The organism is Arenibacter sp. F20364, from assembly GCF_023015905.1.
In the GTDB taxonomy this organism is placed as follows: domain Bacteria; phylum Bacteroidota; class Bacteroidia; order Flavobacteriales; family Flavobacteriaceae; genus Arenibacter.
Genome location: NZ_JALKBD010000038.1, coordinates 1 through 14,355, shown reverse-complemented (window position 1 = coordinate 14,355; position 14,355 = coordinate 1). Strand labels below are relative to the sequence as shown.

The 14,355-nt window shown below is 41.8% G+C and carries 9 protein-coding genes; 6 read left to right on the top strand and 3 right to left on the bottom strand.

What is annotated here, in order from left to right; all coding sequences use genetic code 11:
- Positions 1-62: 62 nt before the first annotated feature.
- The 5 genes from MWU84_RS20835 (at position 63) to MWU84_RS20815 (ending at position 7,671) form a co-directional block, all read left to right on the top strand.
- A complete protein-coding gene (locus MWU84_RS20835) occupies positions 63-923 on the top strand; it encodes a phosphoenolpyruvate hydrolase family protein (RefSeq protein WP_246905332.1) in 861 nt (286 codons plus the stop codon).
- A 7-nt stretch (positions 924-930) separates the two neighbouring features.
- Positions 931-1,341 carry a cupin domain-containing protein gene (locus MWU84_RS20830; RefSeq protein ID WP_246905331.1) on the top strand — a complete coding sequence of 137 codons (411 nt, stop codon included), beginning with the start codon at positions 931-933 and terminating at the stop codon, positions 1,339-1,341.
- Positions 1,342-1,420: 79 nt separating this feature from the next.
- The gene (locus MWU84_RS20825) at positions 1,421-4,762 is read left to right on the top strand and encodes a PVC-type heme-binding CxxCH protein (RefSeq protein ID WP_246905329.1); all 3,342 of its coding nucleotides are present in this window, start codon (positions 1,421-1,423) and stop codon (positions 4,760-4,762) included.
- A 17-nt stretch (positions 4,763-4,779) separates the two neighbouring features.
- The gene (locus MWU84_RS20820) at positions 4,780-5,499 is read left to right on the top strand and encodes a ThuA domain-containing protein (RefSeq protein WP_246905327.1); all 720 of its coding nucleotides are present in this window, start codon (positions 4,780-4,782) and stop codon (positions 5,497-5,499) included.
- Between the two features lie 96 nt (positions 5,500-5,595).
- Positions 5,596-7,671, top strand: coding sequence for a hypothetical protein (locus tag MWU84_RS20815; protein ID WP_246905325.1), 2,076 nt, complete (start codon positions 5,596-5,598; stop codon positions 7,669-7,671).
- A 73-nt stretch (positions 7,672-7,744) separates the two neighbouring features.
- Here MWU84_RS20815 and MWU84_RS20810 read toward each other — a convergent pair whose 3' ends face one another.
- From MWU84_RS20810 to MWU84_RS20800, 3 genes are all read right to left on the bottom strand, one after another.
- Positions 7,745-9,067, bottom strand: a complete 1,323-nt coding sequence (locus MWU84_RS20810) for a vanadium-dependent haloperoxidase (RefSeq protein ID WP_246905323.1) — start codon at positions 9,065-9,067, stop codon at positions 7,745-7,747.
- Positions 9,064-12,609 carry a VCBS repeat-containing protein gene (locus MWU84_RS20805; protein WP_246905321.1) on the bottom strand — a complete coding sequence of 1,182 codons (3,546 nt, stop codon included), beginning with the start codon at positions 12,607-12,609 and terminating at the stop codon, positions 9,064-9,066. Before MWU84_RS20805 ends, MWU84_RS20810 begins: the two co-directional genes overlap by 4 nt.
- Positions 12,610-12,770: 161 nt before the next feature.
- Entirely contained in the window at positions 12,771-14,027 is a 1,257-nt protein-coding gene (locus MWU84_RS20800; protein WP_246905319.1) for a site-specific integrase, read from the bottom strand.
- Between the two features lie 132 nt (positions 14,028-14,159).
- Here MWU84_RS20800 and MWU84_RS20795 point away from each other — a divergent pair.
- On the top strand, positions 14,160-14,355 hold a 196-nt coding region (locus MWU84_RS20795), incomplete at its 3' end, for a hypothetical protein (RefSeq protein ID WP_246905317.1).

Genomic DNA, 14,355 nt, shown 5'->3' with positions numbered 1-14,355 from the left:
AGATTTAAAATTATAGAGATTAAAACTTAAATAAAAATAATTTAATAATAAAATAGAATATTATGCCAAATCCATGGACGGGGAAAGGAAACCCTTACACAAAACAAGAAGTTAGAGATAGGTTACAAGCAGTAGTAAATCAAAAAAAAGCCATTATTGCGGCCGGTGCCGGTACCGGGATCAGTGCCAAATTCATAGAAAAAGGTGGTGCGGATCTGATCATCATCTACAACTCGGGCAGGTTTAGAATGTCCGGGCACGGTTCAACTGCGGGGATGATGGCCTATGGGGATGCCAATGCGGTAGCCATGGAAATAGGGGAATATGAGGTTTTGCCCGTAGTGGAGGAAATTCCTGTAATATGTGGGGTCCATGGTAGTGATCCACGTAGAAGAATGTGGCACTTTTTGGGAAAAGTAAAGGATATGGGCTTCTCAGGGGTCAATAATTTCCCGACACATTCCATCATCGATGGCCACTTTAGAAATGTACTCGAAGAAACCGGAATGAGTTTTCAAAAAGAAGTGGATATGGTAGAACTGGCCACCAAAATGGACCTGTTCTCCGTAGTATATGTAGGCAAACCGGAGGAGGCCGTACAAATGGCAGATGTGGGTGCCGATGCCATAATTGCCCATGTAGGGACAACTGTTGGTGGTTCTATCGGGGTTACCAGCGCCACCGCCTCCATGGACGATGCCCTGGAGCGTACCCAAAAAATAGTCGATGCCGTTAAGAAAGCAAATCCCGACACTTTTTTATTGGCCCACGGCGGACCGATCAATACCCCTGCCGATGTAAAATACGTACTGGAACACTGCAAGGGCCTGCACGGCTTTGTAGGGGCATCCTCATTGGAAAGAATGGGCATAGAACAGTCATTGACCAACCTGACCAAGGAATTCAAAGCATTGACCCTATAGTTTGTCTATGGAAAGGAATTGGAAATTCGTCAAGGAAAAAGACCAAATGTTCGAAAGGGCCTTCGGGCGGGACCATCATTGGCATTATCATCCCGAAATTATAAAACAGGCCGACTCCTATATGGTGAAGGTGGTAATGCCTGAGGGCGGGGGACATAATTTTCACGTGCATCCGGAAATGCATGAAATTCTTTACGTCCTTAAAGGTACTGCGGAACAATGGATAGAAGATGAAATGCAGCTTTTGGAGGCGGGCGACTCCGTTTACATAGGGGCCAATGTGGCACACGGTACTTTTAATGCCGGACAGGGGGAACTGGAGTTTCTGGCCATCCTGTCCCCTCCTGAAGGATGGGGAGCGGGTACTGTGGATGTTAGTGAAAATACCCCTTATTCGGAATATCGTCCACGGATTTGATGGGCCAAAATAGTAACACTGTCGAGAACCTTCCATTATGGCTCGGCTATAGTAAATTAAAATATTAAACTTTAAAAAAATGAAAAATTTAACCATTTACCTTTCAATGCTATTTTGTGGAATGGTCGTTTTATCCAGCTGCTCCGGGGAAAAGGAGCCGCCCCCGCCATTGACCTATACGGGAGAGAACCCACGGGTCCAGGATCCGTTAAGTCCCGAGGATTCCCAAAAGCATATCCAGCTTCCGGAGGGTTTCAAAGCGGAGCTATATGCCGCCGAGCCCAATATTATTAACCCCATTGCCTTTACCTGGGATGAAAGGGGCAGGCTATGGGTGGTACAGTCCAAGGATTACCCACATGGACTTGCCAATGATGTTGGAGGGGATAGGATTACCATCTGTGAGGATACCAATGGGGACGGTAGGGCCGATAAGTTTACCGATTATGCCACGGATCAAAATCTAACAACGGGAATTACCCTGGTAAAAGGTGGTGCCATTGTGTCGCAGGCTCCAAATATGGTTTTTCTGGAAGATACCGATGGGGACGACAAAATGGACAAGCGTACCGTTCTGTTCGAAGGTTTTGGAACCTGGGACACCCATGCGGGACCATCAAATCTACGCTATGGGGTCGATAACATGATATGGGGCTCCGTAGGTTATTCGGGCTTTGAAAATCAGTTCCGGGGCAAGCCTGTAGAATTCAAGATGGGCGTTTACAAATTTGCCAAGGACGGTTCCTATTTTGAACCGGTGGGGCAATTCAACAACAATACCTGGGGACTCGGTTTTAACGAGAATTTTGAAATATTTGGATCTACAGCCAACAATAACCACTGCTGTTATGTTGGGATACCTTTAAAACATTATGATTATTTGAACAAAATGCCCTCTTGGGCTGTCAATGCGGACTTTATCCAGGGGCACTATGAAATTACCCCTGTAGATACCATTCCGCTGCAACAGGTAGATGTACGGGGAGGGTATACGGCTGCCTCTGGCGCCAATTTCTATACCGCCAGAAATTATCCGGAAGAATATAGAAATCAAATGTATGTTTGCGAACCAACCGGACATTTGGTACATATTGCAAAAATAGTCAAGGATGGGGCAGGGTATAAGGAGGTCGACGGTGGCAATATTTTTGCCAGTACCGATGCCTGGACCGCACCGGTTTTTGCCGAGACCGGACCGGATGGGAATTTGTGGGTGGCGGATTGGTACAATCCCGTAATTCAGCACAACCCGGACAAAAGAGGGATGGACAACCAGATCTGGAACGCCGATAAGGGTGAGGGCAACGCCCATTTAAATAAACTGCGCGATTATGGCCATGGGAGGATATACGTAATTACCCATGAGGACGGTGATGATCCGGATATCACCTCCCTGGATCCCGAGGATGATGAAGCACTACTGGAAGGGCTTGAAAGCGATAATATGTTCTGGAGAACTACGGCCCAGCGTTTAATAGTGGAGAACAAGAAGGTCTCCTTGATCCCGGACCTGATCAATATGGCAGGCAACAATGAGGTTGATAAAAGCGGCCTCAATACCGGAGCACTGCATGCCCTGTGGACCTTAAAAGGCTTGGGGGCACTTGACGGCTCCAATGCGGCCGCCAACGAAGTTGTCACTAAAGCTTTGAACAGTAGCTCATATGGGGTAAACCGGGCCGCACTGGCTTTGTTGCCCGCAACAAAAGAAAGTAGTGAAATCTTGGCACAATCCGGCCTATTAAGCAGTACAGACCCACAGATCAAGCTTGCTGCGGTACTGCGTGCAGGGGAATTACCGGAATCCAACGCATTATATACTGAAATAGAAAAATTGTCCAAGGACGAAGCCAGCACTTCTGACAAATGGATCAATGCCGCCATAAAAATTTATTTCAGGGAATCAAATTTCGAGGTGGTAGACCCCTCTTCGGTAGAAATGATAGTACCCTCGGCAGAAGAAAAAAAATCCACTTGGAACTACACTACCGATAAACCTGCCGATAACTGGATGAAATCGGAATTCAATGACGCTTCTTGGCAAAAAGGCGCTGCCAAGTTTGGAGGGGAGAACATCAACGATGTTAATACCAAGTGGAGCAGTTCCGATATCTGGATGCGAAAAGAAGTGGCCATTTCTGCCGTAATATCTGAGCCGGTATTAAAGATTGCCCATGACGACGATTATGAAATATATGTCAATGGCCAACTTTTGATTGCCGAAACCGGATCCAGTGAAGCTTACAAGTACATAAAGCTCGATAGCGAAAAAGGCGGATTGTTCAAAAAGGGAAAAAATATTATTGCCGTACACTGTGCAAATACCGGAGGGAATCAATTCATTGATATGGGTATAGGCAAGGTCGGAAAAATAAAGGCCGATGTAACCTTTGTCCTCAATACCGTAAATCAGGAAATGGCTTTTGATAAAAAGACACTTCACGCCACGGCAGGACAGACAGTGGAAATAGTATTGAACAATAAGGATCAAATGTCCCATAATTTGGTGGTCATCCAACCTGGTAGTGTGGAAACTTTCGGGGCCATGGTAGATGGGTTCCTGAAGAATCCTGAAGCAGAAAAGATGGGATATGTTCCAAAATCGAGATATGTGCTTGGGGCAACGGATATGTTGACACCAGGGGTTACCGGATCTGTGGTGTTCAAACTTCCCGATACACCCGGGATTTATCCCTATGTCTGTACTTTTCCCGGCCATTGGCGAATGATGCAGGGGGTAATTGTAGTAACGGCCCCTGGATCCTACATCTCCGAAGATAAGGAAGCTCTGAAAATCTCGGCCATGGGCGGTGGTGGTTCCCATGACTTCCTTAAATTTTTTGGTGTTGCAGATGGTGAAATTCTAAGTGAAGGCGGGAAGAACACGTTCATATACACGGAAAATTCTATGGAATTGGGAACCTTGATTCCAACAACCGATGTGCTTTTATTAAGCAACAACAAACCTTTGGATAAAAATACCAGAAATGCCATTATGAACCGTGTAAACGCAGGGAACATGAATATGCTTATCTACCACCCCAGTACCTGGTACAATTGGGAAGACTGGCCGGAATACAACAAAACACTGGTTGGGGGAGGATCCAGGTCCCACGAAGATCTGCAGGAATTTGAAGTAAGGGTAGTTAAGCCAGATCATCCCATAATGAAAGGCGTGCCTTCCAAATTCAGGATCGTGGACGAATTGTACCGATGGGAAAAGGACCCCGAAGCGGAAATAGAGGTTTTGGCAGTAAGTAGAGGCTTAAAATCTGGGGAAGAATATCCAACGGTCTGGATAGTAAAACATCCCAAGGCCAAGATTGTCGGGAATACTTTAGGCCACGATGAAAGGGCTCATGGATTAAAAGCCTATCAGACCATTCTAAAAAATAGTGCGGACTGGGTTGCCAAGAAATAAAGAAAACAATAAAAAATATGAAAAAAGCAGGAATTTTATTAATGTTACTGTTCGTTGCCTTTTACGGAACAGCTCAAGATGGAAACTATATCTCCAAGAAAAAGAACGCCACAAAAATTGCGATTATGGGCGGTGGTGGTTCCCACGATTTCCTAAAATACTTCGGTATTGCCGATGGTAAAATACTTAGCAAAAAAGGAAAGAATACCGTAAATTATACCGAGGATAATAAAGAATTGGGAAAACTTATCGGTGATACGGATGTTCTTATGCTGACCAATAATAAACCCTTGGATGCAAATGTTAAAAGCGCGATTTTCCAAAAGGTAAATGCAGGAAATTTAAATCTTTTGATTTATCACCCCAGTACTTGGTACAATTGGAAGGATTGGCCGGAATACAACCAGGAGTTGGTTGGTGGTGGCTCCAGATCACATGAAGAACTCCAAGAATTTGAGGTGAGTGTAATTAAACCAGATCATCCTATAATGAAAGGAGTGCCATCCAAGTTTAGAATTGTGGATGAGTTATATCGCTGGGAAAAAGATCCCAATGCAGAAATAGAGATATTGGCAGTAAGCAGAGGGTTAAAATCAGGTGAAGAGTATCCCACGGTTTGGATCGTTAAACATCCCAAAGCAAAAATTATTGGCAATACTCTGGGTCATGACGAAAGGGCACATGACCATGAAGCATACAAAACTATATTAAAGAATAGTTTGGAGTGGGTAGATTAAAACATAAAATGCAATGGTCCCGGTTCATCGTCGGGACCTTTTTTTAATATGATTATTTGAACGAGCTAAACAAATTAAACAAAAACATCACAACAAATGAAATCTTTCCTTATTACAGGTTTACTCTTATTTGGCCTCGTTATAAATGCTCAGATACCCGTGGTATTGCCGGTAAATCCCTATGAAAACGGTACTAAAATAGCTGTGAATAAAAGTGATCTTATAGTCACTTGGCTATTGGACAATGGGAATAATTGTCAATTGGTTATCAACCTGAACAAAGAAGAGCCCTTATTTCGCACTATTGCCATGGGCAAGAATAATCAATTTAAGGCCATATCTTCAAATGTGGATCCTGTTTTTCTTTTAAATAGCGGAAGTCGTTCTTTGAAACCGGAAAATGGATGGACGATCTTTTTTGATAAAGTACCTAGCCGCCCTTATACTTCCAATGTTTTAAATATCAACAAAAGGGAGGCAATAATTACTAAAAATGGAAATAGAACTATTATAAGCATTGGGGATATAAGCGCTCCAAATTTTCAAGGTTCTTTAGAAATAACTATCTATAACGGAATTCCTCTTTTCAATATTGCGGCCGTAATTTCAACGCAAAAAGATGCAACAGCAATCCTTTATGATGCAGGTCTTATTACGGATAAACCTTGGAAACAAATTTCATTTGCCAATTTAAAGGACAAATTTGTGCAAGCAGAATCCGTTATGGAAACCAGTACTAACATGGCCGTAAAATACCGCACCATTATTGGTCAGGGAGAAGGTGGTGCAATTGCCATTTTTCCTCCTCCACACCAATATTTCTATCCACTTGATGAGGCATTTAATTTAAAGTCCGTTTGGCACGGTACAAATTATAGGAATATGGTTTCCAAATACGGTTTGGGTATAAGACATGACCCTGAGGGTGATCACCGATATGTGCCCTGGTTCAATGCCCCTCCAGGAAGTGAACAGCGTCTGAATTTCTTTTGTCTTATTGGTGAAGGGCAAGCCGACCAATTATTGGAAGATGTAAAAAAATATACCCACAGCGATCAATATGTTCCTATAAAAGGACACAAAACAATGGCGAGCCATTTTCACAATGAATTTATTATGAACGTTGTGATGAAGGATAAAGCCATACCCTCAAAGCCTGAATTTGTGGATGTTTTTAAAAAAATGGGAGTAGATATCGTTCATTTGGGAGAGTTCCATTATACTGCACATCCCAAGGGACCAGATGGGATACGTTTAAAGGAATTGGATTCACTTTTTGAGCTATGCGGGCGATTGTCCGATGAGGAGTTCCTACTGTTGCCAGGTGAAGAACCCAACGAGTTTCTGGGTGGACATTGGATGGCCCTATTTCCAAAACCTGTCTACTGGATAATGTCCAATAAAGAGAGTAAACCATTTATGTCCTCCCATACCCAGTATGGAAAGGTCTATAGGTTAAAGGATAAAAATGATATGCTCCGATTACTGGAATTGGAAAAAGGGCTGGCATGGACGGCCCATCCGCGGATTAAAGGATCAACAGGTTATCCAGACGCCTACAAAGATGAAGAATTCTTTAAATCGGACCATTTTTTAGGAGGTGCATGGAAACCCATGCCAGCCGATCTATCCCTACCTAAATTGGGGAACAGGGTTCTTGATCTATTGGATGATATGAATAACTGGGGGAACAAAAAGAAAATTATTGCGGAGGCCGATCTTTTTACAGTGACTTTGGAAAATGAGATGTATGCCCATATGAACATCAATTATTTAAAGTTGGATTCACTTCCCAAATTTAAGGATGGTTGGGAGCCAGTTCTTAATGCCATGACAACAGGGGAGTTCTTTTCGACCACTGGCGAAGTTTTGATTCCTCATTTTAGTATGAACGGCAAAAAATCAGGAGAAACTTTAAAGTTGAATGCTGAGGGCGAAGCTAAAGTCCGTATTCAGATAGATTGGACATTCCCCTTGAATTATATGGAAATAGTATCAGGTGATGGTACCACCGTATTTCGGGAAAAGGTTGATTTGAGCAAGACAAAGGCTTTTGGTTCCGAGGAATTTGAACATTCCCTAAACCTCCACAATAGAAAATGGGCTAGGGTAGAGGTCTGGGATATAGCTGCCAATGGTGCTTTTACACAGACCATTTATCTTTCCAAATAACATAAGCTTATGCGCATAAAATTGGTTAGGATTTAATTGTCCATTAAGTAATTACGCGCTGCGAGTCTATCCCTTATCTGTTTCGTGTATTGAGATTATTGATAAAGAACTCCCCTATAGCGTAACCTTCATCCTGTCCGTTGGCAATGGCTGGCATATAATGGATACCACCATAAAACCTGCTAATTGCTGCTTCTTCGGCAGCCTGTTTAAACGAAGTAAAATTGCGGGTAGGCAATCCAAATTCTTCTTCCGTAGAATCGGCAAAAGCAAAATTATCTCCGAACAACTTGGTCAACATTATGGCCGCACTAGAGGATACAACGCTGTGACCACTGGTATACTCTGGAAATGGTGGGGTTTGTAGTACCGGTAACCAATTTGGGTCAATGTAAATGTTAATGTAAGTTTCCGGACGTATCACGGCACTCCTGTATTTTTCATCCCAGCAACTGATAAAGGCATCGGCCAAGTTTACAGCTAGACAGGCATAGGCTTCAGCGGATCTGACGGCTGAAGCATTGACTTGTTTGCATATCAAGGAAGTAATGTTCATCCAATGGCCATTGGGGGATATTTTCTTAGTAGCATACATCACATGCCCTCTTACATTCATTTTAAACGGATTGCAATCCCAAAATTTTGCAATCTCAATCTCCTCCTCGGTATTTTTTTGAACCTGATTATATACCGCAATAACATCCTTATAAAAAACACTACTACTATCCAATGAGAACGGGGGAGGAGCCACTGGTTTAAATTGAGCAGCGGAATCGATCAAGAAAGTACGGAGCTTGTTCCAATTAGGTTCTATAGCTTTAATATAAGCAGGAGGAGTTGGTTTCCATGAAGCTGAATCATTTTTCACGCTATATTGAGGAAGTGATCTGGTCTCCTTATATTTATCCTCAGCAGCCCACTTAAGAATATGGGTGGCTACCTGTTGGCCATACGCCAATGAATTGTCGAATACATCATCAGGGATCCCAATGTCCTTAAATTCCTGAAGAATTCTTTTTTCAAAATCATCAATCTTTTCCTCGGAAATCACAAAGGATTTCCCAGATGTAAGAATGGCATGTACTGCCGCCAAGGTTAAACTATATTCCTTTTTCTTGTCTGGAACGGGGACCGGCCCGAGCCCATTTAATTGGCCAGCCAAACTGATATAATCTTTCTGGTCTTGAATTAGTGTTTCGTATGCCGCCACCGAAACATAGGCATATGTTCGACTGGTAACAGGGGGTGAATAAATATCATAGACCATAACATCTGTAACCTGCTTGATGGCTCTATGAACAAAATCGGCATGTTCCGTTTTTGATTTCCAGTTTTGTGCCCAAATTGAATTTAGGGTACCGACAATTAATATTCCAAACCAAAATAGCCTTTTCATAATACGTTCCTTTTTTTTCCTTTATAATTAATAATTGTGATCTTGACCATATCATTTTCAATAGGCATTTTACGTGTGGATTGTGACATATAAGTGGAACCGTAGTAAAATTCCAATCTTTTCTTGCGTCCATCCTTATAAATGATTTCTGCCGAAAAATCATCCACATTAAGATCTACCCAGCGATCGGTACTTTTTGAGTTTGGATCATTGCTGCCAAACACCAAAAGGTCATCTTGATTTTGGGTTGCAATTATTACAGGCTCATTGTTTGCGGTATATAATTTAGCCAACCCTTTAGCGTCTCCCGGAACATAAAACCCGGTATTGGCGGTTTGCATGGCATTAAAATTACCTGTGCCATCACCTTTTAGGCAAAGACCATTAAAGGCATCGTGCCTGCCACTATATGGGTCCATCCCATAATCGTTACCTACCAAAATAAGATCTAAATTACCATCCTCATCTATATCGTTGGCCAACATACCATAAACCGGAGCTTCCTGTGCCTGGAGTGGTAAAGGATGCATTTCAAATTTTCCGTTGCCCATATTTTCAATAAAAGAAGTGCGCATTTCGGTGCTCTGCAGTATTATTGCATTCTTCTTATCAGTTTCACTCCATATATCATCCATACCGGCCAAGCCATAAGATTGATAGGTAGGAAATTTCTTGCGCATTGTAATTATCTGGCCAACCAGGTCGTCCCTTGACGCAATGGGGAACGATTGACGGTTGCCATCATCGCCGGTCATATAACAAAATACCATGGAATCTAAGGAACCATTATTGTCAATGTCTTTGGCAATTATAGTCATCGGTTCTGTTGGGGTAGCCGTATAATTGGTGTTAAGGCCGAGGTTGCCAGATACATAATCCATATCACCATCATTGTCAAAATCACCTGCAACTAAACTATTCCACCAGCCGGTTTGTTTTTCTATACCCGAATCAACTTTAACCAAAGATGATCCAGTATTTTTAAAAAAGGTTATGGGCATCCATTCTCCTGCCAATACTAGGTCTGTTTTTCCGTCATTGTCAAAATCGGTCCATAAGGCATCAGTTACCATGCCTATATTTTTTAGTCCTGGAGAATAATCATTGGTCACATCAATAAATTTTCCATTCTCATTTTTTAATAGACAACTTTTGGGTGTTGCGGGGTATGCCGCTGAAACTACACGACCACCTATAAAAAGGTCCAAATCTCCATCTCCATCAAAATCTGCAGCTTTTACGCATGAGCCATTGGTAAAATCGGGAGGGAGGCTATTAATGGCTCTTTCAAACATTCCTTCTCCATTGTTTATAAAAAGACGATCGTTACTAATGGCATGGTCGGCAGGGATTTCATAGCTGCCACTTACCATATATAGATCAAGATCATTATCATTGTCAACGTCAAAGAACAATATCCCCATATCCTCGTACAAAATATCCTCTTGCTGTAAAAACCTGGAAGAATCCATGGTGAATTTGGCATCGGCGTCCTGCATAAAAAACACCCCTGGATTGTCCGAAGAGCCACCAATATAAAAATCCTCAAATCCGTTATTGTCAATATCACCTACGGCTATCCCGGGACCAAACTGACTTAATTTATGGGGAAGGGTACTTTGGATATTGTAATCTACAAAATCCGTTTCTTTTGGTTTGAAATTTATATTATGAGAACTGGCCGAGTTCTTGAAGATCGAAGCAACTGCTTTCTTGTCTCGGAATGAATTTACTTCACGGGAATCTTTATAATTTAGGTTAAGGGGCAATCTCAGTGATAAATTAGTTTTTAATTGTTGTTTACCATCAGGCCAAAAAACCCTTAACGAATCAATTTTATTGGCTACGCCCAGACCAAGGTGTGCTCTTGGGTCATGAGTGGATAAATAGCCCCGAATAGGGTAATGCTCGTAATATTGATGTTGGTTCCCAGAATAATATATTTTTACGGAAGCTCCAATTCCATCGGTGTTATTATCAGACCCTTCAAAATTTATGGTGAGTTGATTGCCATTTAAACTGGAAGTATTTTCATAAACAAAAGCTGGTCCGTTAATGTTGTTTATTACAACGTCCAAATCTCCATCATTATCAAGATCTGCATATGCCCCACCATTGGAAAAGGACAAATGGTCTATTCCCCATGCCTTGGATACATTTTCGAAGATTATCCCGTTGGTGTTTTTGTATGCATAGTTGGCTAGCTTTACAACCGGTAGGGAATCTGTCATTGCCAAAGTAGCGCTTTGTGAACTACCACTTTGTCCATTGTCATAGGCTATATAATCCAAATCGGTAACGTCCCGTGGCAGACCATTGGTAATAATCATATCCCGAAATCCGTCATTATCGAAATCGGCAACCAATGGGCACCAGCTCCAATCCGTTTGATAAATCCCAGCCATAAATCCCATATCTTTAAATACGGATTTGCCATTTTGATCCGGGCCACTATTTATTTGCAATACGTTCCTCACATATTGGTGGTTGTAGTTGTATTGACTATTGTTGATATAGTTGTAATATTCGTTACCGCTTAACATTCTTTTTTTACGAAGATTGTTTTCAGGAAGCATTTCCAAAGAGATCAGGTCTACATGCCCATCGTTATTAATGTCTACGATATCTGTGCCCATAGCGTTCCAGGCCGTATGCTTAAAATAGTCGTCCAGACGATTTGTAAAAGTTCCATTCTTATTGTTGATGTAGCAAAGGTCATTGGAAATAAAGTCATTGGCAACATAAATATCGGGCCAACCATCACCATTGATATCGGTAATGGCAGCGGCATGTCCCCAACCTTCTATTCCTATTCCCGCTTCTTTAGAAACATCGGAAAATGTTTCGTTACCGTTGTTACGATATAACCTATCTGTGTTCTTGGCACTACCGTCCGTTAGTTTGGCGCGGTAATAAATAGGTGTTCTTGGGTCATATATTTCATTGGTCACTTGGTACATATCCAGATCACCGTCCCTGTCGTAATCTAGAAAGTAGGCTTGTGTGCTATAACCATTGTCGGCAAGGCCGTAAGCAACGGCAGATTCTTTAAATATGGGAATACCTTTCTTATTGACTCCTTGATTAATATACAATAGATTGGTCCGGCCAAGAGGATCGGATCTAAAGGATGCCGATAAATAGATATCTGGTAGGCCGTCCGCATTTATGTCCACGACGGATACCCCTGTAATCCACCTGTCGTGTCCGTTAACATTTGCAACCTGGGTAATATCCTCAAATTGCATTTTTCCCTTGTTCAGGTATAATTTGCTCGATACCATATTACCAGCGAAGTAGATATCTATAAGGCCGTCCTGGTTGAAATCGCCCATACCAACACCGCCACCATTATAAATATTAGCCTGGTTTAAAATATTAAGGGTATCATTTTCAAACAATTGATTATTAAAGGCTATGCCCGTTTTTGATTCCGGCAACAATTTAAAAAGAGTAGGGTCTTGCTGAGCAGAGGTTCCGGAAATAGAAAGAACAAAAAGGATTAATACATTAAAATACATCATCGTTCTACACATTTTCATTTTCCAAATTCTTTAAGGTTATATAGGGTAAATTTATTGCGCCATTATAAAGTTGGAAATCGGGTATTCCAGCTCATAAATTTTTAGCAAGTAAAATTATGGATGTTTGTAAAACAGGAAAACCTCATATTGTTTTATTGTTCAACAATACGTGTCAAATACTACGATACCACCATCTCATTCGCTTCATCCAAAATCTGGTTGGTAAAACTCTTTAGATAGATCTGTGTTGTTTTTAAGGAATTATGGCCCAGACCTTCGCTTATAACCTCTGTCGAAATCCCCATAAACTTGGCGATGGTGGCCCAGGAATGGCGGATGGTATAGGTAGTGAAGTGTTCTTCGATACCTGCATCCTTGGCGATGGTCTTGAGATGGCCGTTCATCCTTCTGCGAAGGGATTTATATTTTTCATAGTGCTTTGTGCTGCCATCATAGTTTGCGGGAAAAAGATAGTCATCCATTGATTTTCCTTCCGTATAAAAATTCAGAATTTCCCGTAGTTCCTCCGTAATTCGGACGGAGAGCTGGTCACCGGTCTTGCTCCTCCCATAGAATATGCGGTCTTTGGTTATGTCCTTGACCTGAAGCTTTACGAGGTCTATGAAATTCATTCCCCTGCAGTTGAACATCACAAGTGCATAATTCTTCGCATGCCAGACTGGAGATCCTTCTTTGTAGTTTACGTCTCTGATCTTTATGAATTCCATTTTTGATATGGCCTTCTTTTTGGTACGTCTGGAAGTTGGGATTTTAAAGTGTTGAAAGGGGTTCTTTTTGGGGTAAAATTGATCTTCCTTGATGGCACTGTAATAGATGGCCCTGACTGCCCTCAAATAGGAGCTGATACCATTTTTGGAACTGCTCTTTGCTTTGTGTTCTATCTGGAAATTGGTCAGCAGGGTAACGGTAATCTCGTTCAACCGCAGATCTTTTCCCCCGTTCAGTTTGGTGATTGATCTGATAGCCCCTGCATACCAGGATGCAGTTCCGGGTTTGTTGGATCTTAATTTTCTATCGATTATGACCTTTCCCCATTGGGAAAGGGTGATCCCATTGTCTACATCATCCCGTATCTTAGTGTCCACTTTTTTGTCCCATGCTTTCCGTATATATCCTATCAGCGTATCCGCATCTACCGAATTGATGCTGTCCCCGAGTTCTACAATGAGCTTATGGGCCGCGTGTAGTTTGTCATAAATTTTTTCATTGGCTTTGTCGCAATCAATATGGTTGTTTTTGAAGACGGACTTTTTCATCCGCATAAATTTATCGTCCCATCCAGCCGGTGAACAATGATAGGGTAGGCGTATGATCCTCGTTTTACGGTGGAATAATCGCAGGGCAACGGGGTACAATCCGTTGGCTGCACTTTTTGCCGATTTTCTGGTGTCCAATATCAGTCTTACCTTGGCCATAATCTCCTTCTTTTATCTAAAGTTAGTAAAAAACAAGGCTCACTTTAGGCTCACTTTTTTTTGATATCATTTGATATCAAATGATGTCAAATTTTATTAAAACGGAATTAAATCTCTGTAAATCAATATAATATGATGTATTTTGCATTGATTTGTAGTTCCATTTCAAAGTCTTCTAAGCAGGCGGTCGAAGGTTCGAATCCTTCTGCCATCACCAATAATTATAGGGCCTCCAAGAAATTGGGGGCCTTTTTGGTTTTACAAAAGGCTCAGAAAAGGCTCACTTTTTTTAAAACTGATAGAGCATTTCGGCATGGATACATAGCTG

Coding starts and splice junctions, on each gene's coding strand:
- MWU84_RS20815 (WP_246905325.1), top strand. CDS start 5,596: ATGAAATCTTTCCTTATTACAGGTTTACTCTTATTTGGCCTCGTTATA.
- MWU84_RS20820 (WP_246905327.1), top strand. CDS start 4,780: ATGAAAAAAGCAGGAATTTTATTAATGTTACTGTTCGTTGCCTTTTAC.
- MWU84_RS20810 (WP_246905323.1), bottom strand. CDS start 9,067: ATGAAAAGGCTATTTTGGTTTGGAATATTAATTGTCGGTACCCTAAAT.
- MWU84_RS20805 (WP_246905321.1), bottom strand. CDS start 12,609: ATGAAAATGTGTAGAACGATGATGTATTTTAATGTATTAATCCTTTTT.
- MWU84_RS20825 (WP_246905329.1), top strand. CDS start 1,421: ATGAAAAATTTAACCATTTACCTTTCAATGCTATTTTGTGGAATGGTC.
- MWU84_RS20835 (WP_246905332.1), top strand. CDS start 63: ATGCCAAATCCATGGACGGGGAAAGGAAACCCTTACACAAAACAAGAA.
- MWU84_RS20830 (WP_246905331.1), top strand. CDS start 931: ATGGAAAGGAATTGGAAATTCGTCAAGGAAAAAGACCAAATGTTCGAA.
- MWU84_RS20800 (WP_246905319.1), bottom strand. CDS start 14,027: ATGGCCAAGGTAAGACTGATATTGGACACCAGAAAATCGGCAAAAAGT.